Below are 20,840 nucleotides of genomic sequence, written 5' to 3' on the forward strand. Positions count from 1 at the left end.
GATAATCTTCACGATCCGCTATGATCAGCGGATGCCGGATCCCAAGCCTGCCACCCGCACCGAGCAGGTCTACGCGGAACTGCGCAACGACATCGTGCGTGGTCTGTACACACCAGGGCAGCGGTTGCGCCTGGTGGAGCTGGCTGAGCGTTTCTCCGCGAGCCAGTCCGTCGTTCGCGAGGCGCTCACCCGGCTTGCCGAGCAGAAGCTCGTGGTCGCGTTGCCCCAGCAGGGTTTCCGGGTGATGACGCTGACCCGCGAAAGCGTGGAGGAGCTGACCGAGGCGCGGGCCGAGATCGAGGCCACCGTGCTTCGCCTGTCGATCGAACGCGGTGACATCGCGTGGGAGAGCGCTGTTCTCGCCGCGCACCACCGGCTGTCCCGCAACGGCAGCGAGGTGGACGCCGGGGGCAGGCTCAGCGAGGAGTGGGCGGCAGCCCACGAGGACTTCCACCGGATGCTCCTGGCAGGCTGCGGCAACTCCTGGCTGATCGACCTGGCCACCACCCTGCGCGCGGCCGCGGTGCTGCACCGCAACTGGGCCACCTCGGTCGCGCACGACTACGAGCGCGACGTCGCGGGCGAACACCGAGCGCTGCTCGACGCGGCACTCGCCCGCGACGTCGATCTGGCGGTGGACGTGCTGGCCGAGCACATCAGGCGCACGGGAGCGGCGTTGCTGACGATCACCGACGAGGACGACGCCTAGCGGCGCTGCGGATCCAACTCCCTCACCGGGGCGGGCACCTGGTCGAGCAGGTCACCGACCGCCGTGGCGATGTCATCCGCCGCTCCGAACGTGGCGAACAGGTAGTGATCGGGCCGTAGCACGAAGCCGATGTGACCGGACTCGGCGAGGTGCGCCAGAACGCCGCCGTCGACGTCCACCTCCGGGGTCAGGTGCAGGACCGCGGCACCGAGTTCATCCAGCCGCGCGAGCTGACCGGCGGACAAGAACCCGCGCGGATCGGCGGTGGCCGCCACGACGAACACCGGCCCCAGCACGTCGTCGAGCGGACCGACGTGGCTGCCGGTTGCCAGTCGCGGCTGGAAGGTCGCCACACCCACACCCGATGAGGGTGCGCCCGAGAGGTCGCGGTGCAGCAGCCCGTCGGTCAACGTCGACGGCGGGAGCGCGGGCAACGCGCGGGCCGGATCGGCTCCGTTGCCGATCATGAACGCGTCCCGCTCGGCCGCGGCCGCGGGGTCGCTCACGCAGATGACCTTGCCCAGTTGGACGGACATGCCGATCGCGTGCTGGACGTGCGCCTTCCGCTCACGGGTGTAGGTGTCGAGCAGGTCGGCTCCGGCCACGTCGCGCAGGACCAGGTCGAGCTTCCAGGCCAGGTTGGCCGCGTCGCGGATGCCCGAGCACATGCCCTGCCCCGCGAACGGGGGCATGAGGTGCGCCGCGTCGCCCGCGATCAGCAGCCTGCCCGAACGCCACCGCTCGGCGTAGCGCGCCTCGAAGGTGTACACCACGTGCCGATCCATCAGGGCGTTGTCCCTGGTCACGCCCCACGGCTCCAGCAGCGCCCAAGCGGTGTCCTCGGAGGCCAACTCCTCGACCGTCTCGCTGGGCAGTCGCATGAATTCCCAGCGGCGACGCCCGAGACCACCCGAGACCGCGGTGGTCGGGCGTGCCGGATCGCAGACCTGGAGGTTCGTCGGATTCCACGGCCGCTGCTCGTGCGGGATCACGTCCACGATCAGCCAGTCGTAGTGGAACCCGAGGTCGGTGACCGTGGTGCCGAGGTGGTCGCGGACCGTGCTGTTGGCGCCGTCGCACCCGACCACCCAGGACGCGCGGAACGTCGTCTCCCCGTCCGGTCCGTCGACCGCGACCGTCACGCCGTCGCCGTCGTCGTCCACCCCTGTCACGGTGGTACCGGTCAGCAAGGTCACGGACACCTCGAGGGCCGCGGCATCGGCCAGCGCCCGTTCCAGGTCCGGCTGGTGGAACATGGTGGCGACCGGCCAGCCCGACCGGCCGATACCGCTCCAGTCGAACCGGAGCAGGCACTGCCCGTCGGCGTTGCGCCACTCGTAGAGCTCGGCGGGCTGCCCGATGGTGCGCATGGCGTCGGCGACACCCGCCTCTGCCAGCACCCGAGCGGTCTCGTCGTCGAAGTGCACCGCTCGGGGACGTGCGTAAGGCTGTTCCCAGCGCTCAAGAACGGCGACGCGGTGGCCCCGCTTGCCCAGCAGGTTGGCGAGGGTGAGACCGACCGGGCCCGCGCCGACGATCAGGACGTCGTAGTCAGGTGGGTTCTGCCTGCGGTCCATGGCGCCTCAGCCTTCGTGGGAACCGGTCATGAGCTCGGCCAGGTCTTCCGGCGCCAAGAACGACGGAGGCGGCGGCGGTCCCCAGTTGTAGAGACCTCGCGTCCCCTCCCAGACGCCCGGCTTCCACAGCGCGTCGTCGACGATGCAATCCAGGTCGGAGTAGTACTCGGAGAAGTTGCCCGCGGGATCGCGCAGGTACCAGAAGAAGTTCGAGCCGACGTGGTGGCGTCCGAGCCCCCAGACGTGCCTGCTCGGGTCGGTCTCCAGCATCCTGGTGGCTCCGCGGCCGACCTCGTCGACATCGTCGACCTGCCACGAGGTGTGGTGCAGGAACTGCACGGGCGCCTTCTGCACCAGGACGTTGTGGTGGTCGGTCGAGCACCGCAGGAACGCCGCGAGTCCCGTCACCGTGTCGCTGACCTTGAAGCCGATGCCCTCGGTGAAGAAGCGCTGGCTGGCCTCCTGGTCGGTGGAGCCGACCACCACGTGGCCGAGCTTGCGCGGGCGAACGGCGCCCGTGCGCAGCACACCGTCCGCGCGGGCACCCGTCCGATCGAGGCGGCCTGGTCCGTTGTACCGGGGCACGGGAGCGGCGTCCTGCCGGAGGCGGTCGGCGATGGAGACGACGACGCGTGTGCCCGTGCCGAGGTCGATCGCCGAGACGGAGGTGCTGGTGCGTTCGACCTCCACGTCCAGGCGGCGCAAGCCCGCCGCGACGCGGTCGAGGTCGTCCGGGTCGTCGGCGCCGACCCCCAGTTCGACCAGCCGCCGCCTGCCGGAGCCCGTGATGCGCAGTTGCTCGCCGCCGTCCGCGGTAGCGAACCGGTGGTCGTCGCCTGCCTGGCGTTCCAGGCCGAACTCGGCGTAGTAGTCGGCCGTCCGCTCCACGTTCGGGACGCCGAGCGTGATACCGGTGAGGCGGTGCAGAGCCATGTCGGGACTCCTCGGAAACGGTGGCGGACACTCGACAGTGACAGACCCACGTCGACAAAACAAGAACTTATCGATATTTTCTGCTGACCTGCGATTTTGACGGAATCTCGATATTATGGTGCTACGGTCCGCCCCAGGAGCGCAGGACCGACAGGGGACTTCGTCATCTCCCGGTTCGCGGCTTCGGCGTCCGGCCGCCATGAGATCGACGTGAGCGACCACGTCGACGTGGTGCCCGCAATCCTCTGCGGCCACAGGGAAGTGATCAGCTTCGGCTACCCGTGCCCCGGTGTCGCCGCGGACAGCAACGCACGGGAGATCGCGAGGCTGGACGTGCGCAAGGCGACGCGGGGAGCCAGCTTGGTGCAGACCTCCTCGGGAGCGACGAGCGAGATCGCGCCCAACGCTTCACTGCCACGTCCGAGGATGGGAGCCGCGACCGTCGACACCGTGGCAGGTCCGTCGTCGACCGGGTTGGGCCCGCTCATCGCGCACACGCCCTCGGTCCTGACCATCGCCATCAGTTGACGCACGTGCACGGGACGCGAAGACTTCGCCAGAACGTCCTCGCGCACCTGCTCCGCCGCGTGCGCCAGCAGGGCGATGCCGATCCCGGTCGTGTCCAGCGGGAGCCTGCCCCCGACGCGGTACTTCACCGCCGTCGCCCCCAACGCGGACAAGCGTTCGACGAGCACCGCCTCGTGACCGTCCAGCACCGCGAGCAGGATGTGCTGCCGAGTGGCGCGGTGCAGGTCCTCCATGAACGGCAGCGCGGCGGCACGCAGGCCGTGACCGCGAGGCGCGAGCGACGCGATCTCCAGCATCTGGAGCCCCACGACGAAATCGCCGTTCTCCAGACGTTCGAGTGCTCCTACGCCGACCAACTGCGCGGCGATCCGCGATGTCGTGCTCTTCGGCAACTCGGCGCGGGACGCGAGGACGTGCAGGGGCAGGCTTCCGCCCGAGGTGGTGAACGCCCCGAGAATCTTGAACGCCCGCTCCAGCAGGGGCTCCCCCTGCCGGGGGCGGCCGGAGCGACGTGCTTCACCTGCCGTACCACTCATCGAAACAGGCACTGCGCGTCGGCGTCCACAACCCGAATGCTAGCAGCGTGAGATTCGAAGGGACTTATCCGGGAGTGCCGCTCCGATCGGCACTCGATCAGGTCGGCCGCACATTCCTCGACGTACTCCGCGTCGCGATTGTCCCCTGACGTTCGAAACGCGTCACCCGCCACGGTCACACCGACCATCCCGATGGTCACCTACCGATACTTCGACACATCGACGGAGTCGCATGAATCCCACCGAGAAGAACGACACCACTCCGACAAGAGGTGGGACCAGTCGTCGAGCGGTGTTCTCGCGCGTCGCGGAGGGGGTGCTGGTCGGCCTCCCGTGCGTGCCCCTCACCGCGGTATCGGGCACAGCTCTGCTCGTCAACGTCGCCGTCGTCCTCTGCACCATCCCGATCGGACTTTTCCTGCGCGCCAAGGTGATGCGGCTACGCGGCCGGAACCCCGGAGGCGTGCTGGACGGCATCCGCACCGTCGGCAGTCGCCTTCTGCCCACAGCCGCCGCGGTGGCCCTGTCACGCGCGCTGGTCGACGACTTCCCCGAAATTCCCTTTGTCATGGCGGTGGTCGTCGCACTACTCGTCATTTTCTTCGGACAACGCCTGAGCGGCAACGTCGGCGACTGACCGATCTCCACCGAGAAATCATCCGAAATCAATCGCGACTCGATCGAGTGACATGCCCGCGGCCATTCCCCGTGCTACGGTCGCGGTCGCAGAAAAGGAAAAGGTAACATGACCAAGGACTACGACGCATTGCGCGCCGAGCGACTCGACCAGGTGAGCAAGAAGTACCGCAAGCAGATCGCTCGCACCCCGAACGCGAAAGACGTCGGCGTCAAAGCCATGCGAGCGGGCATGAAGATGGCCATGATGACGGTCCGCCGAGCCAAGGGCGTGTCCGTGCGCGACATCGAGATCCCCGGTCCCGCCGGTCCGATCCCGACTCGGATCTTCACCCCGGACGGGGTCGAGGGGCCGCTCGGCGTGGCGGTGAACCTGCACTTCGGCGGGTTCGTCGCGGGTGGTGGCATCAGCACGTTCGACGGCGCCCACTCCACCCTGGCCCTGGCAGTGGGCTGTGCCGTCGTCGCCCCGGACTTCCGCCTGCCTCCCGAGCACCCCTTCCCCGCCGGGATCGAGGACGTCTGGGCAGTGACGAACTGGGTGGCCGACAACGCCGCCGAGCAGGGCTGGGACAACTCGCGCATCGCGATCGGCGGCGGGTGCAGCGGCGGCAACCTCGCCTCGGTCATCGCCCTGATGGCTCGTGACGCGGGCGCGCCGACCCTCGCGTTGCAGTACCCGTGGTCCTTCCCCACCGACGCCCACTGCGACACCGAGTCCCAGCGGGAGTTCGCCGAGGGGTACGGCCTCGAAGCGGCCGACAACCAGTTCCTGATCTCGAAGTACATGGGCGAGAACGGATCGAAGGACGACTGGCGTGTCTCTCCGCTGCTCGTGCCCTCGGTGGAAGGCGTCGCCCCGGCCGTGATGGTCGTCGGCGAATGGGACATCCTGCGTGACGAGGTGGTCCAGTACGCGCGGCGCTTCGAAGAGGCAGGCGTCCCGGTGTCCTTGCACATCATCCCGTTGGAAGGTCACTTCCCGAACCCGGACAACGACAACGCAGGGGAAACCGTGCTGCACAAGGCGTTGAGCGACCGCATCGGATCCACTCGATGACGTTCGACGTCGTGGTGGTCGGCGCCGGGCACAACGGTCTGGCGCTGGCCGCCCTTCTCCGTCGTGCCGGGCTGACCGTGGCGGTGGTCGAGCGGTCGGCGTCGACCGGTGGCCTGGCGACGACAGTCGAGCCGTTTCCCGGCCACCTGCACAACCCCCACGCCAACTACCTGTCCTACCAGGACGTCATGCCCGCCGGACTCGAACTGCCAGGACTGCGCACCGTCGTGCCCGAGACCCAGCACGGCGTGGCCTTCGCCGACGGCAGGCCGGGAGTGGTGCTGCACCGGCCCGACCTCGCCGACAGGACCCACCGCGGCCTTTCCGCGCTGTCGCGCACCGACGCCGACACCTACAGGGAGATCAAGGCACGAGCCGACACCCTCACCCCCGCCGTTCGCACGGTGCTGCACCAGCCGCCGACCCGCGAGTCGCTGGGCACGCACGCGGCCACCGTCACGGCCACGTTCGGGGGATTGGTCGGGCCTCTCGGAGGTGGAACGGCGTCCGCTGTCATCGACGACCTGTTCACCACCCCGGACCTGAGGTTGTTGCTGCGCCTGCTGACCATCGAACTGGGAGGTGCGCTCGACGAGCCCGGCGGAGACCTGTCGTTCCTGGGCTTCACCCTGTGGATGATCGGCCGCAGGGCGATGCCCCTCGACGGCATGCGCTCCTACTCCGCGGCGCTGACCGAAGCCGCGACGGCGGCAGGCGCCCACGTGCACCTGTCCACCGGGGCCGAGTCACTGCTCTTCGACGGCGACCGGGTCACCGGGGTCCGGAGCACCGGTGGCGAGCGAATTCACGCACGGCACGCTGTCGTGTCGACCCTGACGCTCGAACAGACCTTCACCGGACTCCTGCCGGACAAGCGGCTGTCCGTGGCAGACCGGTTGGCCCTGGACTCCTTCCAGCGCGCTCCGACGACCACGATCGTGAGCCAGGCCTACGCCCTGACCACACCGCCGCGGTACCGATCAGCACGTCACCAGCCCGATCTGGACCGCTGCCACCAGACCTTCATCGGCTACGAGTCCACCGACGACATCACGGAGCACACCCAGGACCTGGACGCCGGCCTCCTGCCCCGACCGCGGGGCGCGGTACGGGTCAACTCGCTGTGGGACAGCCTCCAGGCTCCGACCGACTCGCACATCGGGGCGGCGGACACCCACTTCCCCGACCCGGCCACGATGGCCGCCGAGGACTGGAAGCAGGTCGCGAGCACGTTTCCCGAAGCCCTCCTCGAAGTCTGGCAAACGGCGGCTCCCGGTCTGAAGGCGACCGCTACGACCTTCTCCGGGCCGGGCGACAATGATCGGAAGATGCTCACACGGCTGGGAAAGTCCCAGTACCGCACCGCGATCCCCGGTCTCTACCTGGCGGGCACGGCAACCTACCCCGGCGGCGGAGTCCACGCGGCCTGCGCGGCCAACGCGGCAGGCGTGATCGTCGAAGACATCCAGCACCAGCTCACCTGACCCAGCGCGACGAGAAGCCTGGCCACCTGGTCTGCGACTTCTTCGAGGTTCCGACCGTGAGCGGCACCCGCCTGTACGTGCTCGCGGTCATAGAACACGGCAGCCGCCGAATCCGCGTCCTGGGCGCCACCGCGCCCCCAACCGCGGCCTGGGTCACCCACGCCGCGAAGAACTTCCTCACGGACCTCGCCGACGCGGGCAGCTCCGCACGGTTCCTGCTCCGCGACCGCGACGGGAAGTTCCCCGCCCTGCTCAATGCGGTTCTCGCTGACGCGGGCATCCAGGTCGTCCTCACCGGTGTCCGACTACCGCGGATGAACCCGATCATCGAACGCTGGATCAAGACCTGCCGCCACGAACTCCCCGACCGCACCCTCCCCTGGAACCAACGACACCTGCTGCACACCCTGCGCGAGTGAAACGACGATTTCGGTTACGTCCGTCCGGGCAGGAACGGCTGACCGGACGTCTGCCCGAAGGGGCGTATTTCTCGGTTGGTGAAATGCACTGTTCGAGATGTCGATCTCAACAGTTGGCGCCCAGCAACACGATGAGGATTGAATGCTCCATTCGGAGCCTTTCAGATCGGACTTGGCTCCGGTTCACTGTCGTGGGTCGGGGCGCCAGGGAAGAAATCCAGTTGCCACGCGACGCGTGGGCACATAACGTGATCGCCCATTCAATTCGCGGCCACGCGTCTCGTACCAGCATTGTTCATCAACGAAGGAGTGCGTTTATATGCGAATTCTGACAAGATCGACACGATTTGTCACGATAGGAGCACTGGCAGCCGCGCTCGGGTTATCGCCGTTTTCCTCGGCCTCCGCCGAAACCGGTCCCGATCGGTTGGAGGCAGCCGCGGCGAATGTCTTCTGCGTGCAGGACCATCTTCAGGCCGCCGGTTGGGAGGGGCCGTTCTGTCCGTCGAACGGCCAGACCGTCACGCTGGGCACGACCGGCCAGAACCGCCGGATGGAGGCCCTGCGCCTAGGGATGACCGTCAACAACGTCGGCATCTGCCTTGAGGCACACGTTCAGAACATCGGCTGGCAGGGATGGGTCTGCCGGGGTAGCGGGCTGTACGCCGAGGTCGGCACGACGGGACAGAGCCTGCGCATGGAGGCGCTTTCTCTCCAGGTGCCTGTCGGAACCATGTGCGCGAACGCCTACGTGCAGAACATTGGTTGGCAGGGCGTGCGATGCGGTTCGAACAACGCGATCGTCACGGTGGGCACAACCGGGCAGAGCCTGACGATCGAGGCGCTGCAACTCACCTACACGCTTTGACACCCTTGCCGGATCGCACACGGCTGAAATGAACAGGTGACGCCTTGGCGAGGCACCGAGCCGGTGCCTCGCCCGGAGATGCTTACCAGCAAGCAGCGGGGGGTCCTGCCGCCGAGCCCGACAAACCGGGACGAGCCGGCGACTTCAATGATCGAATCGCCGCCTTACAGGTAACCCTGGTACTGGACCGCCGGTATTGACCTCGGTTGAACAACACACGCGTCAGTTCAGAAAAGGTTCGCGTATTCCCAGCCCAGCGAGTAGGCCTTGGGTGGCGTCAGCCCAAGTGCGTGAGCCTCGTGTCGTTGGTCAGGTCCGGCTCGTCGAGCAGCCGCAGGTCGACCTTGCGCCTGCCGAAAACCTCATCCTGTGCCGCTCGAAAGTCGTCGCCGCTGGTAGAGCCGGGAGGCGTCACCGCGCTGGGAGCATGTCTGGTGATCGTGTCCCTGCTGTACAAGGTAGCCAGGAAGCTGCTGTCTGTCCCGTCGGTGGTGCTGCGCAGCGAGACGGCCAAGGATGCCGAACTGCTCATACTGCGGCACGAGAACGCGATACTTCGTCGGCAGTCGACGGGTCCGGTCCGCTACGAGCCCGCTGACCGGTTCTGGCTCGCCGCCCTGTCCGGCTTGGTGGATCGTCACCGTTGGCGGGAGGTCTTCCCGGTCACGCCGGGCACCCTGCTCGCCTGGCACCGCAGGTTCGTCGCCTGCAAGTGGGACTACACCGCACATCGACGCATCGGCCGTCCATCGACACGAGCAGCGATCAAGACTCTCGTAGTACGACTCGCCAGAGACAACCCCCGGTGGGGAAACCGCCGCGTTTACGGTGAACTGGTCAGGCTCGGCCACCGCATCGCCCCCTCGACGGTCTGGCAGATCCTGCACGACGCGGGCATCGACCCTGCACCTCGCCGCACCGGTCCGACCTGGCGAGAGTTCCTCACCGCCCAAGCCGAAGGCATCATCGCGGCTGACTTCTTCCACCTCGACACTGTGCTCGGCACACGCCTCTACGCCCTGGCGTTCCTCGAACACCACACCCGGCGCCTGCACATCACCGGCGTCACCGCCCACCCGACCCAGGCATGGACAGCGCAGCAGGCCAGGAATCTCGCCGCCGACCTCGGACACCGAATGGAGTCGCTCCGATTCGTGCTCCGCGACGGCAAGTACGGCCACACGTTCGACACCGTCTTCCACGCCGACGACCTGCGCGTACTCAGGAGCGCGCCACGGGCGCCCCGCATGAACGCCCACTGCGAGCGGGTCATCGGCACCATCCGACGCGAACTCCTCGACCATATCCTGATCATGGATGAGGGTCATGCACGGCAAGTCCTGAAGACCTACGAAGAGCATTACAACGGACACAGACCCCATCAAGCCCGCGACCAACTAGCACCCGCGGGCTAGCAACACCCCGCCGCGGTACACGACCCCGACACCCGCAAAGTGCTCCGCACTCGCATCCTCGGCGGACTCATCAACGAGTACAGACATGCCGCTTGACCAGCAGCGACGACTTTTCGAGCGGCACAAGGTCTGCTGCATGTGCCGGTACGCGGCCAGCGCGGTGTCGTTGACCGCCGTTCCGCCGCCTGCCAGCGCGGACAGCTGAACCCGGCTGCCTGGCCTGGGCTATATAACGAGCGGTGCCGCAGTAGCCCCAATCGCCGCCGACCGGACGGCAGCCGAGACCGCTGCGGCGACCGGACCGAGGACCACGGCGGCGGATGAGGTTTTCGGCAGGCGCAGGGTCGACGGTCGCTAGTCTGGACAGGGCTCAAGGCGATGCCATGTACCGTCTCTGCCTTCCGCCACTTCATGTTCTTCGGATGCGCGCCATCCGGATGGCCAAGTTGATGGAAGAGACCCGGAAGAACGGTGAGTAATCAGTGCTTTGTCGAATGAAGCGCCTTCATCGAGTTGTGTTTCAACGAATTGCCCCAACCTCGCGAAGGTTGCCCGCTCAAATAATGCCTTCTGCTTGAAGATCGCTTTGCTGAAAATGGCGTGGCCCGCGAACATCGCCTCGCTGAATTGAGACCATCCGCCGAATATTGCCGATGTGAACTGGGCGCCGCTGGTGAAGGTCGATCCATAGAAGGACGTATTGCCGTCAAAAGTTGCCTTGTCGAACCAAGCATAGCCGACTCGCACTCGGGCAAAAATGAGATCGATCAGATGGGCGCCGGTGAGATTGAGGCTGATATCAGGCCAAAAAGTGTCGACCGGATTATCGAGATCATCGCCTGGCCGTAGGTGGGTGATGAGAATCCCTTGGGCGGACAGGCGGACTTCACGCTCCTGAACGCGATTGTGGTGCTCGGCGCGGACTGCTTCGGCAGCTTCCTCGCCTGGGTCGTCAACGGGATTCGTGAAGGGCATGCGGAGGTAGGCGCATAGGAGATTGATCACGGTTAGTCGCTGGTGTGGGTTATCTTGTCCCAACCGTTCCAGTGCATACATGCCAGCCAGTCGCACCGGGGCCTTATCCGACCCGAGCTGCTCCGAGGACTTGGCGTACAGGTCTGTCACCCGACGCGCTTCCGCGTCATGGCGGATGTCTTCCTGTGCTCGATCATGCTGGGCCAGTTCGGAGTGACGCGCATCGAGCTCCAGCTCTTGCGTGCGCTGACGGCGGGCCGCCAGATAAAGGACAAAGAGCCCGCCTCCGCCCACGGCGATCGACGCTGCGACCTTCACCGCGTCCAAGTGTGCCACCGCCTTTTTCTCGGCGTCGGCTAGAGCGAGCGTGTCAATCCAGTGCCATAGCACCACCAGGACCACAATGGTTACCGCAAGCACCGCCGCTGCGACCGTCGGTACCATCCAGCGCGGCATTGCGTGCCGTGCCGCTAAAGCGGTAGGTGGACCTGTTAGGCAGGTCGTTACGGCCGGGGGCGTAGGCCGGTCTCTTGGTTCACTCATGCAAGTAGGATCCCGTAGTCCGTTCCACTTCCTGAAACGTGCTGGTCCCACGGCAGCGAGCAGGTCGCACTTCGGCCCGCAGATGTCATTGTGGCAACGCTACTTTCCGTCAGGTCGACGGGAAGTAGGCAGCAACGTCTTGTGCCGTGATGAGTCGCCCACGCGAGGGTGCGAGCAGCTTGCGAGGAACGCCCGATCGGCGGGGGAGAACCGTAGTTGAGTGTTGCCCAGTTGCCGTTCCAGGATGGTGATCTGGTGTCGCAGCACCAGGATCTCCACGTCCTTGTCCCGATCGCGCATGGGGTGCAGGCGTAGTGCGAACGCGTTGGTCATGCCGAGGTAGGCCAGCCGAGGCAGCATGGCTGATCATCATGCCGCGCGCATCCGCAGCGGCATGATCACGACTGTATCCGCGCATGGGTCTCTGTAGACCCCTCAGTCACCTGCATGGATGACGTTTTCGGCAGGCATAGGGCCACATCGCTGAGCTGACGCGGATTTCAATGAACAATACTCAGGTGTTCCAGGGCTGTTCGGACCAGCATTGCGCGTGGTGAGCCAAGGCGTTCGAACAGCATGAGAGATTCCATGAGTTCGGTTTGCGCCTCAGTGTGTTTTCCCTGCTTGGCAAGAACTTTGCCAAGCACTTGGCGGCCGAAGGCCTCTTCGAACTGCATGGACCCCCTCTGGGCAAGTTCCACTCCGTGCCGTGAATGGATCTCTGCCTGAGAGAATAAGCCTTGTTCGGCGTACAGCTCGGCCAAGTTATTCATTGCGTTCGCATAAGCACGCTTATCATCATTGTATTTGTAGAGTTCCGCAGCTTGAGATTGATGTTGGGTTGCAAAATCAAAATTTCCCAAGTTCTGCTCAGTCTGGGCAAGATTGTTCAGCACAGTGGCCTCGTTGATCGTGTCACCTTCACGGTGGACGATGTCGAAGGCTTCTCGTTGATGTGCCAGGGCTTCGGCTGTGCGCCCCTCCTGTCGCAGTGCAAGCGCTAGCTTGTCCAGTGTCATCACCAGATAGCGCGGTTCTTTCAACTCGACGGCGATGCGATGCGTGTATTCGGCGCGATCTAATGCGCCGAGTACGGTCCCCGCGCGATTATCGATGTCCTGAGTGGCATGCAGCACCAACAATTCGCCACGTCGGTCGCCGATCGCACGCGCGGAGGTAAGTCCCGTCTCCGCAACGGTGTGCCATTCGTGATCGATGAGCCTAATCAAGCAGTAAGTATGTACGAGCCTCACAAGTTGCCACGTCTGTTCGTGCAGGCCTGCTTCGCTACCTGCATGCACCAGTCCGGTGAGGTTGGCCCACTCCTTGTCGAACCAGGACAACGCCTGTGACGCCGAAGCAGGGCCCGCTGCGGTGAGACTGGCGTTGAAGCTCAGCCCGTCCGACGCTGGCCGGATGAGCCGCCTGGCATGGTCGCACGCAATCAGGTAATGGTCCAGCAGGCGACTCAGGCTTTCGTTCCGTTCGTGCTCGCTCACCAACTCGCGAGCGTAAACCCGCACTAGGTCGTGGAGCATGAACGCATTCCGCCATTGCTCCACGATGAGATGTGCATCCACAAGGTTAGCGAGCCGCCCGGCTGCCGTACCCAGGTCGATGTCGCAGATAGCGGCGATGGCGTGTGGGCTTACCCAGCGGCCAGGAACCAGGCTTGTGGCGCGGAATGTGAGGGCCAGTTCGGCCGACAAGCTGCGATATGACACCGCGAGCGCGGACTTCACGACATCGCCAGTATCGTAGAGACCGACGACACGCATCCGGATGGGCTCCCGGGACATCGCGGCGATCACCATCCTCATAGTCCATCTAGGACTAGGGAGAAGCGTGATCGTTGCGATCTTCAGGGCCAGAGGCAACCTGCCGCACAGTTCAACCAGCATCTTAGTGGCTGCTGGATCAGTTCTGGACAGTGGTTCGCCAGCCAACTCGTCCACTAGACGCGCTGACTCCTCATCTGACAGCGTGCCCACTGTGAGCATCCGAGCACCGTCGCTGATCACTAGTGATTCCAGTCTTCGGCGAGTGGTGACCAAGACTACCGAACCAGCGCTTGGTGGCAGGAGGAGTCGAACATGCTCGGGATCCCACGCGTCATCAAGCACCACCAATACCTGTCGCTTAGCCAGCAAAGATCGATACAAGCCAACTTGGTCGTTCAGGTCACGCGGGACAGCATCCGCAGGCACGCCCAGCGCGAGCAGGAAACGGGTCAGTGCCTCCGATGGTTCCACCGAGTTGTGATTCGGCCCGAAACCGTGCATGTCGGCGAATAGTAACCCGCCGGGAAACAGTTCAGCTCGCCGATGTCCCCATGTCACCGCCAACTCGGTTTTACCGATGCCAGGCGCGCCATCGATCAGGATAACCGTTGCTGCCGGTTCCCATTGAGCGCATATTCGATCGAGCCAGGCCAGTTCGGCAGCACGCCCAATGAACTCGTTGGCTGCGGCGGGAAGTTGAGTAGGCACAGCTGTCGAGTGGTGTTGCAGCAGGACTTTTTCGGAGGCGTTCAGCGTGCTTAGCGATAGGTCGTCACGCAGTATCCGTTCGTGCAGCTCTCGCAGGTTGGGGCCAGGTTCGATGCCCAACTCATCTATGAAGCGTCGGCGAGACCGGTGATATGTTTCCAGGGCATCTGCCCGCTGCCCTGATCGGTACAGCGCAAGCGTCATGTGTTCAACAAGTCGCTCTCGAAACGGATACTCAGTAAGCAGTTGTCGGAGTTCGCCAATAAGTTCGAGGTGGCGGCCGAGTTCCAGCTCGGCGTCGATGCGCTCCTCCACAGCGGACAGGCGCAGTTCGTGGAGGTCGGTGGTGATTGGGTTGCCCGGCACGTCGGCTAGCACCTGGCCGCGCCACAGGCCAAGCGCCTCGCGCAGCAGCCTGGCTCGCGTCAGGGCGGGCTTGCCGCGGGCCGAGGAGATGAGCTGGCGGGCCTGGTGCAGGTCCAAGCGCACCGGGTCGACGGACAGCTGGTAGCCGGGCGGGCTGGTCAGAATGGCCGCCGAGCCGGTCGGGTCGGCCTCCTCGAGCAGCTTACGGAGCTTCGACACGTACCCGTGCACGATCGTGCGGGCGGTGGCGGGCGGGTCGTCGGCCCAGATGCGGTCGACGATCTCGTCGATCGGCACGACCCGGTTCGCGTCCAGCACCAGCATGGCCAGCAGGCCGCGCATCCCCTTGCGCCCCAGCACCAGTGGACGACCGTCGGCGAGTACTTGGAGTGGACCGAGGACGCCGAACTGCAAGCCACGCATGTTGCCGCTGCTCGCGGTCAAAAACGTCAGGAGTCCGTCTTCCGTAGCCCGTGCGTGAAGATCATTACGAGTGCGCACGGAGCGGCCGATCAAATCGTACTTGACTCGGACACGGTTGAGGTGCTCTTGGACAGTTGCCTCGGTGATGTTCAGGCGTTCGGCAACTTCTTTGGCTTCTAGCTGTTCCCCGACCAAGAGAGCCACGATTTCGCGCTCGCGTGGACTAATCGCAGGTAGCGGCCGATCGGCAGGCTCGTCAGGCAGAACTGTGCCTTCCTGGACAGTCGACGGTTTTGGAGCCACGGCGGGGAAGGACAAGGGTGATTTGGGATCGGCCCTAGATCGCAGCCAGACGATGGTCGTTGTTGCGCATTCGTCGCACACTCGCAGAGGGAGTTTGCCGACAGTCAAGTCGCGTGTCGCGAGGTTGCCGCAGGTGACTCCAGATACTTCGATCTGGCATGTATTGGAGGCACGCTCCTGGCGAGCACGATCACGGCGTGCGGCTGATCGACACGTTGGGGAGCAGTAGCGCCGAGGTCGGCCGACCTTCGAGTCACCGACAGGCAGAGAACGACCGCACCGTTCGCACGTCTGTATCTCGCGGTCGGCCAACTCGATCCCGTCTCGAATTACGTGCCGTCATGCATGACATCAGCAGTTCCACCATACTCCGCTTGACCACTGTCTATGCTTCTTCGAGGTTGAAGTTTCGTGCTGCGGATGGGTGAAGTTGCGGACTGTTCACCGGCAGCTCGATCCATCAGACTGGGCTAGTACGGAACGGGCCCGTACCTGGATGGCACGGGCCCGCACCTCAGTGATAGTGGTCAGCGCTGGTCAGGCCGAAAGACCACGTCACCTATAACCATGAGGGCCCTCGCCGCTCCGGCGAGGGCTTCGTGCCTGGTAAGCACGCACCCCACCTCGGCGGCCAGTAGGAGCCTGCGCAGTCTCTCCCACTGTCGGCTACCTCGTTCGCACCAGGCGATCAACCGATCCATCTGACCCGATGACGGCCGATCACGTGATGCTTCTTGATCGTCCTGCTCCACCTCGTCCTCCTGCCTCGATCACGTTCGGCTCGCTGCCGAACGCTCGGGCAGCGGGACGAGACGGAGATCGAGACAGACAAGTACGGTGCGGTGCGTTCGATCATGACGCCTCTGGGAGGCGGCACCACAAACGATTCCGTACGAAGGTGTCTCACACAAGAGGTGCAAGGTGCGATTCGACGTATTTCCCGGCTCAACCTCATCCAACTGAGCCGCTTATCCTGAGCCAGCAGGTTGACAGGTGACTGCGGAGTACGGTCGCATGGGCGCGCCGCATCCAGGAGTAGGCCCGCATTAATGCGGATTGGCAAGTCGCAGCAGTGGTCTCGTGGTTGTGGAGTACATGGATGGCTTTGACCACGTGCAGGTGCGGCGTCGGTAGCACCGTAGTTTGCGCAGGATGAGCCAGGTTTTGAGTTGGGCGTTGGCCGTTCGCCGGTTCCGCGCAGGCTGGCGTGGGCGCGGTTAGCAGCCTTCTGAGACTCGGGTTTGTTGCTGCCGTTATAGAGGATCCGCACCTGCTGGTCGGCTGGGTCGTAACCGTGGTAGCCCTTGTCGGCCAGGGCGATCAGCCCGGCGTCGCGCAGGGCGGCGAGGATGTTGCAGATCCGGGCCGCGGCGGTGTCGTGCACGCTACCGGGCAACCAGGGTCATTGCGTTGTGGGATAGGTGCTGGTGACGGCGGTGATCAGGTCGTGTGGTCGGCGGTTGGCACGTCGGAGGGCGCGGGCGATGTTGGTGTCGCCGTTGGTGCGGTGCCAGCCGATCGCGGTGTTGCGCAGGGTCGCGATGACGGCGGGGCCGGTGCCTGTCCGGGCTTGATGTGAGTCTTCACGGAACGTTACGTCGCGGACGTGGTGGATCTGGTTCTCGATGAGCCATTCGCGGCGGATCCAGTCCTGCAGATCGGCCAGCAGGGCATCACCGATGGGCAGGGACACGGTGAAGTAGACCGTTTCGCGGCTGGTCTTCGCGTTGGTGGTGCGACTGCGGGTGACTCGGACGGCCTGTTCGGCGTGCGGGAACAGGATGCCGCCGGGGGTGTGCGGGGTGACAGCTTCGACGGTGCGGGTCTCGCGGCGTCCGTGACCACGGTCGCGGGTGCGGTCCCCGGCCGGGATCTGAGGCCAGGGCAGGGATTTGAGCTGGGCGAACAGCCTCGGTTGGTTGCCCTTGACCGCGGCTATCAGGTGGGCTCCGTGGGCAGCAATCTGCTGGGCGTGGCCGGTTTGGGTGTGCAGGGCGTCGGCGACGAACACGATGCCCTTCAGACTGCCCACAACCTTGTGGACGGCGTCGAGAAGCGGTGTGAACACGGGGATCTCGTTCGATTTCGCGTCCACGGTGACCTGGGCCAGGACGATGCCGGTGCCGGTGTCCAGCGCGGAGCAGATGGGCCTGGCGGCCGTCATCGAGGCGGGCGCCGCGCAGGGTTTTGCCGTCCACGGCGATGACGTGGCGGTGTCGGTGTGGGTGGGCCGGTGGTGGTTGTCGAGTGCGGGTGGTGAGCCAGTCGGCGAGGACGGTGGCCAGCAGATCGGCGTCGAGGCGGGTCAGCAGCCGCCACACCGTCGTGCTGGCGGGGATGCGATCGAAGCCAAGCCGGTTACGGGCATGGCTGTCGAGATCGTGGATCCAGTCGGTGATCGCCGCGAATGACGACGCCCCGGCCAGTACCGCGCAGACCGCGACCATGAGCAGCGCAGACAACGGGTAACGGATCCCGCGCGGGTCACGCGGATCCGGGATCTTCGCCAAGGCGTCCAGCAGACCACCGTGCTCACCATCGGTGACGGGCACTGGTGGGCTGCCGCCGGAGGGTGTCGTGACGGTCAGTGCGGTGATGAGAGATGATGGCATCGGCGGGTGGGGTCTTCCACGGAGTCGTGAAGCGTCGCAACTCCATGATCACCGACGCAATCTCACCCGTCGCTTTCGCCTCCACAAAGGCCTCTCACCACCGCAAACCCCCAGCTCAGCGCATTGCCGTCTGACTACGCAATCGCCCTGGATCGCACGCTGATCTGGAACCAACGACACCTGCGACACGCACTGCGGGAGTACGAGCAGTTCTACAACACCCACCGGCCCCACCAAAGTATCGCCAACGCCCGACCGCTACGGCCACTGCCACAACCGACCACGAACCAAGCCCAGGTCACCGACCTCGACATCCACCGACGGCAGCGACTGGGCGGCATCCTCAACGAATACCACCAAGCCGCCTGAGCAGCACGGACGGTATTTTCGGCAAGCACACCGTTCAAGTGCCGAAAATAGCGCAGTTGACTGCGCAGTAAGGGCAGCCGCAGTAGGGCCGCCCTGGACGATATACGCATGTCGCCGCTCGGTGGTAGAGACTTCGTCGGATCAGGTTGACTCCGACTCGGCTGCGCAGATATCAAAGCTGGCGAAGTATTCGTGCAGCGCTTCATACTGAAATTGATAGGTCAGGTCCACGATCTGAAGGAGATCGCGTTGGTAGGCGTCTTCGAGGAAGTTCAGGATGTGCCACGGTAAGCCGGAGCGTCGTTTCAGCAAGATCCGATTAATCTGCCACCGGCTCCATGCCATGCCGGGAACCACCGAGGGCCTGGAGAAGCCGAACACTACCCCAATAGAGAAGACCATCGGTATGGCTTGGGGCGACCGCATAACCGTGCACAGGGCTACAGCGGCCAGAACTGGTGCGGGGAGGTGGGTAAGCGCGGCACGAGCATCGTGCCGCAACGCCGAGGCAGGAGTCTGCCGTGTTGAATCCAGCACCGGCCCGGCCAGGTTGCCGTGCACGACCGAACCCACCAGGACACCAGTTGCGGCACACGCCACCACGGCGAGGAGAACCACCGTCAAGCTGTATCGGGATACGAGTTCGCATACTTGCGACATAACTAGGCCTGAATTGCCGCAGATAACCAACATCAACGGGTATACGAAAATCATGAATAACGCTATGAAGGCGCCCTCCAGCGCTCCGTCCAGTATTCTTCTGGGGGTGATTTGCCAGCGGAATGGGTCGACGGGCCCCGACGGACGGCGCATCACCAGCAAGAGTGCGGTAAAGCAAGTCATCACGAAGCCCCATAGGCCGACCGCGATCCCGAAAACCAGACCTTCGGCGCCTAAGATGTGCTGCGGAGTCACGGTGCCAATGGTGATCAGCAGCACGATTATCACCACGAGGACGATCTGTCTGCCGGCCTTGGGCCAGCGCGCCACGTCCACCGGTGCCCATGGGTTGAATCGGCGTGTGCCGCTGCGTGTCAGCGCTGCCGCCAGCACCGACAGCCACTGCCGCGCCTGGTCCTCGGTATAGGTTTCCGATAAAGGTTCGGCCGTTAGCACTCGGTGGTCGTCGTAGGTCGCAGTGACATACTCCGAGAGCAGGCAAGTCTGCAGTCGGCCGCTCTCGGCCCAGTCCAGCAACTCCCCTGGGTCTCGTTCGGGTCTGGTGTAGACGATACGAGCTAGACTGCTCATCAAGGGCGAGGACAGTGCCGTAGCCAATATCCCGCTCGGCTGCTCGCGCAACCGCGTGATCACCGAGCCCCAGCGCTGCTCGCTATCGACCTGTCCTGCGGTGAGGTGGATCGCGACTTCGCGCGCGGGAACAGGGGCCAATCGCAGGACCAGCGCGCGCCCCAGTGCCGTTCCAGTCCTGCGCACCGTGGCCTCATACTCTGCGGTCCGACTGACCAGAACGAAAGGCTGATCCGCTGCCCCGGATGACAGTTCGACCAACAGGTGAGCACGACGGGACTCGGCGGACTCCCTTTCCATTCCCATCCGGTCGAGCCCGTCGATGATCGGCATGACCAGTCCCTGTTCGACCAACCGGGTAGCGACAGCCGGCCCTTTCCACCCGCCGGGAAACGCATGCGGGTAATCAGCGATTAATCGCCGCGCCATCCACTCCCGAAACGAAGCGGTCGCCGGGTCCCATTCAGCGGCGTGGATCAGAATCGGAACAGGCTCGGTGGATGACCGCTGGCGCAGCAGATCCAATAGCAGCAGAATGGCCGCGGAAGTTTTGCCCGACGCCGACGGCCCCAGGACCACCAGCTGGCGAGCAGGAAGCGCCCGCACAACATCGGCGAGGGTGGTGACATCCCCGACCAGTCGCAGGCGGATGCGCTTCGCGCGAGGCAAGCGGCCCAACACCGTATCCGGCGAGGCCGCTACAGATCCGTCAACGCAATGCCACGGTATCCGCAATGGCTCAGGACGCAGCAAGCCGCGTCTGTCAGCCTCGGCCTCCCACTGGCTGGCCACGCGAACCGTCAGGGCTCCCACCGCGAAGTCCAGGACGGAATCGTCGACGTCGCGCACCCGCTGATCATGTATCTCCGCGGTTTTCGGTGCGTGCAGCAGCGACAGCAACGCGATCGCACCGCCCACGATGCTCGCGATCTTGTCGCCCGTATCGAGAGGTCCTTCGTCCCCGAAGACCACCAGAACGCTGAGAGCCGAGGCGGCCAGAGCCCACTGCCACCACGACCGACGCCGCGATTTTGTCACCCATGCCCTCCGAGCCCATCTGCACATCGCCGACGCGACCGGACTGACCGGCACGCCTTGCCTTCATCATGTCGGCTCGTCTTGTAGCGATGTGCCGGATTGGTTCGGTCGATGAGCCGTCAGGGTCGTGCTCACGGCAGGTGCTACAAGAACGGCCCCAAAAGCACGATGTCCGCCTCGGAGGCCAGGGCGATTGCGTAGTCGCGCGGCGCGCCGTTGACCAGGCAATGCTTGCGTGAGCAGCCTTTGCGGGGGCGGAAGTGGCAGGTGAGATCGCATCGGTGATCATGGAGTTCTAGACGCTTT

Annotated in this window: 17 protein-coding genes and 2 pseudogenes; 8 read left to right on the top strand and 11 right to left on the bottom strand. The window is 64.9% G+C overall.

Translation table 11 applies throughout. The features are described 5' to 3' along the window. The first annotated feature begins 31 nt into the window (after positions 1-31). Complete coding sequence (locus NZH93_RS26650; RefSeq protein ID WP_259625941.1) at positions 32-709, top strand: GntR family transcriptional regulator; 678 nt, start codon at positions 32-34, stop codon at positions 707-709. Here NZH93_RS26650 and mhpA read toward each other — a convergent pair. The 3 genes from mhpA to NZH93_RS26665 form a co-directional block, all read right to left on the bottom strand. Further along, a complete protein-coding gene (gene mhpA / locus NZH93_RS26655) occupies positions 706-2,286 on the bottom strand; it encodes a bifunctional 3-(3-hydroxy-phenyl)propionate/3-hydroxycinnamic acid hydroxylase MhpA (RefSeq protein ID WP_259625942.1) in 1,581 nt (526 codons plus the stop codon). The two genes, NZH93_RS26650 and mhpA, sit on opposite strands and share 4 nt — an antisense overlap. 6 nt (positions 2,287-2,292) lie before the next feature. Further along, positions 2,293-3,219 (bottom strand): VOC family protein, encoded by a 927-nt coding sequence (locus tag NZH93_RS26660; RefSeq protein ID WP_259625943.1) that lies wholly within the window; start codon positions 3,217-3,219, stop codon positions 2,293-2,295. 275 nt (positions 3,220-3,494) lie between these two features. Then, positions 3,495-4,283 carry an IclR family transcriptional regulator gene (locus NZH93_RS26665; RefSeq protein ID WP_259625944.1) on the bottom strand — a complete coding sequence of 263 codons (789 nt, stop codon included), beginning with the start codon at positions 4,281-4,283 and terminating at the stop codon, positions 3,495-3,497. Between the two features lie 232 nt (positions 4,284-4,515). Here NZH93_RS26665 and NZH93_RS26670 point away from each other — a divergent pair, with 232 nt between their 5' ends. The 5 genes from NZH93_RS26670 (at position 4,516) to NZH93_RS26690 (ending at position 8,750) form a co-directional block, all read left to right on the top strand. Continuing rightward, positions 4,516-4,920 (top strand): hypothetical protein, encoded by a 405-nt coding sequence (locus NZH93_RS26670; RefSeq protein ID WP_259625945.1) that lies wholly within the window; start codon positions 4,516-4,518, stop codon positions 4,918-4,920. Between the two features lie 108 nt (positions 4,921-5,028). Beyond that, the gene (locus tag NZH93_RS26675) at positions 5,029-5,979 is read left to right on the top strand and encodes an alpha/beta hydrolase (protein WP_259625946.1); all 951 of its coding nucleotides are present in this window, start codon (positions 5,029-5,031) and stop codon (positions 5,977-5,979) included. Continuing rightward, positions 5,976-7,463, top strand: a complete 1,488-nt coding sequence (locus tag NZH93_RS26680; RefSeq protein ID WP_259625947.1) for a phytoene desaturase family protein — start codon at positions 5,976-5,978, stop codon at positions 7,461-7,463. Before NZH93_RS26675 ends, NZH93_RS26680 begins: the two co-directional genes overlap by 4 nt. 56 nt (positions 7,464-7,519) lie before the next feature. Next, the gene (locus tag NZH93_RS26685) at positions 7,520-7,882 is read left to right on the top strand and encodes an integrase (protein ID WP_259625948.1); all 363 of its coding nucleotides are present in this window, start codon (positions 7,520-7,522) and stop codon (positions 7,880-7,882) included. A gap of 319 nt (positions 7,883-8,201) precedes the next feature. After that, positions 8,202-8,750 (top strand): hypothetical protein, encoded by a 549-nt coding sequence (locus tag NZH93_RS26690; RefSeq protein ID WP_259625949.1) that lies wholly within the window; start codon positions 8,202-8,204, stop codon positions 8,748-8,750. Between the two features lie 277 nt (positions 8,751-9,027). On the opposite strand, the gene NZH93_RS26695 is transcribed toward NZH93_RS26690, so the two are convergent. After that, positions 9,028-9,165 (bottom strand): hypothetical protein, encoded by a 138-nt coding sequence (locus NZH93_RS26695; RefSeq protein ID WP_259625950.1) that lies wholly within the window; start codon positions 9,163-9,165, stop codon positions 9,028-9,030. A gap of 19 nt (positions 9,166-9,184) precedes the next feature. Between NZH93_RS26695 and NZH93_RS50830 the strand changes: the two genes are divergently transcribed. Further along, positions 9,185-10,165, top strand: a complete 981-nt coding sequence (locus NZH93_RS50830) for an integrase core domain-containing protein (RefSeq protein ID WP_259625951.1) — start codon at positions 9,185-9,187, stop codon at positions 10,163-10,165. A gap of 354 nt (positions 10,166-10,519) precedes the next feature. On the opposite strand, the gene NZH93_RS26705 is transcribed toward NZH93_RS50830, so the two are convergent. The 5 genes and pseudogenes from NZH93_RS26705 to NZH93_RS26725 all read right to left on the bottom strand — a co-directional run bounded on the left by NZH93_RS26705 (position 10,520) and on the right by NZH93_RS26725 (position 17,428). Next, positions 10,520-11,542, bottom strand: coding sequence for a pentapeptide repeat-containing protein (locus tag NZH93_RS26705; RefSeq protein ID WP_259625952.1), 1,023 nt, complete (start codon positions 11,540-11,542; stop codon positions 10,520-10,522). A gap of 240 nt (positions 11,543-11,782) precedes the next feature. Beyond that, positions 11,783-12,043: a hypothetical protein gene (locus tag NZH93_RS26710; RefSeq protein WP_259625953.1), complete on the bottom strand. Its 261-nt coding sequence runs from the start codon at positions 12,041-12,043 to the stop codon at positions 11,783-11,785. 140 nt (positions 12,044-12,183) lie between these two features. Continuing rightward, entirely contained in the window at positions 12,184-15,345 is a 3,162-nt protein-coding gene (locus NZH93_RS26715; RefSeq protein WP_308214241.1) for a BTAD domain-containing putative transcriptional regulator, read from the bottom strand. 990 nt (positions 15,346-16,335) lie between these two features. Next, positions 16,336-16,660, bottom strand: a pseudogene (locus NZH93_RS26720) (transposase family protein); the annotation flags it as partial. A gap of 6 nt (positions 16,661-16,666) precedes the next feature. Beyond that, complete coding sequence (locus tag NZH93_RS26725; RefSeq protein WP_259625955.1) at positions 16,667-17,428, bottom strand: ISAs1 family transposase; 762 nt, start codon at positions 17,426-17,428, stop codon at positions 16,667-16,669. On the opposite strand from NZH93_RS26725, the gene NZH93_RS26730 reads away from it, so the two are divergent. Continuing rightward, entirely contained in the window at positions 17,325-17,675 is a 351-nt protein-coding gene (locus NZH93_RS26730; RefSeq protein ID WP_259625965.1) for a hypothetical protein, read from the top strand. The genes NZH93_RS26725 and NZH93_RS26730 overlap by 104 nt on opposite strands. Here the strand turns inward: NZH93_RS26730 and NZH93_RS51295 are convergent. Together NZH93_RS51295 and NZH93_RS26735 are read right to left on the bottom strand one after the other, a co-directional pair. Beyond that, a pseudogene (locus NZH93_RS51295) lies at positions 17,583-17,876 on the bottom strand (transposase family protein); the annotation flags it as partial. The gene NZH93_RS26730 and the pseudogene NZH93_RS51295 sit on opposite strands and share 93 nt — an antisense overlap. A 510-nt stretch (positions 17,877-18,386) precedes the next feature. After that, a complete protein-coding gene (locus NZH93_RS26735; protein ID WP_259625956.1) occupies positions 18,387-20,468 on the bottom strand; it encodes an NACHT domain-containing protein in 2,082 nt (693 codons plus the stop codon). Positions 20,469-20,840: the final 372 nt, after the last annotated feature.

Origin of the sequence: Umezawaea endophytica (assembly GCF_025061645.1) — a bacterium.
GTDB classification, from domain to species: domain Bacteria; phylum Actinomycetota; class Actinomycetes; order Mycobacteriales; family Pseudonocardiaceae; genus Umezawaea; species Umezawaea endophytica.

What these genes read in the sequence shown, in the direction of transcription:
- NZH93_RS26650 (WP_259625941.1), top strand. Translation starts at nt 32, where the DNA reads ATGCCGGATCCCAAGCCTGCCACCCGCACCGAGCAGGTCTACGCGGAA.
- mhpA (WP_259625942.1), bottom strand. Translation starts at nt 2,286, where the DNA reads ATGGACCGCAGGCAGAACCCACCTGACTACGACGTCCTGATCGTCGGC.
- NZH93_RS26660 (WP_259625943.1), bottom strand. Translation starts at nt 3,219, where the DNA reads ATGGCTCTGCACCGCCTCACCGGTATCACGCTCGGCGTCCCGAACGTG.
- NZH93_RS26665 (WP_259625944.1), bottom strand. Translation starts at nt 4,283, where the DNA reads ATGAGTGGTACGGCAGGTGAAGCACGTCGCTCCGGCCGCCCCCGGCAG.
- NZH93_RS26670 (WP_259625945.1), top strand. Translation starts at nt 4,516, where the DNA reads ATGAATCCCACCGAGAAGAACGACACCACTCCGACAAGAGGTGGGACC.
- NZH93_RS26675 (WP_259625946.1), top strand. Translation starts at nt 5,029, where the DNA reads ATGACCAAGGACTACGACGCATTGCGCGCCGAGCGACTCGACCAGGTG.
- NZH93_RS26680 (WP_259625947.1), top strand. Translation starts at nt 5,976, where the DNA reads ATGACGTTCGACGTCGTGGTGGTCGGCGCCGGGCACAACGGTCTGGCG.
- NZH93_RS26690 (WP_259625949.1), top strand. Translation starts at nt 8,202, where the DNA reads ATGCGAATTCTGACAAGATCGACACGATTTGTCACGATAGGAGCACTG.
- NZH93_RS26710 (WP_259625953.1), bottom strand. Translation starts at nt 12,043, where the DNA reads ATGCTGCCTCGGCTGGCCTACCTCGGCATGACCAACGCGTTCGCACTA.
- NZH93_RS26725 (WP_259625955.1), bottom strand. Translation starts at nt 17,428, where the DNA reads ATGACGGCCGCCAGGCCCATCTGCTCCGCGCTGGACACCGGCACCGGC.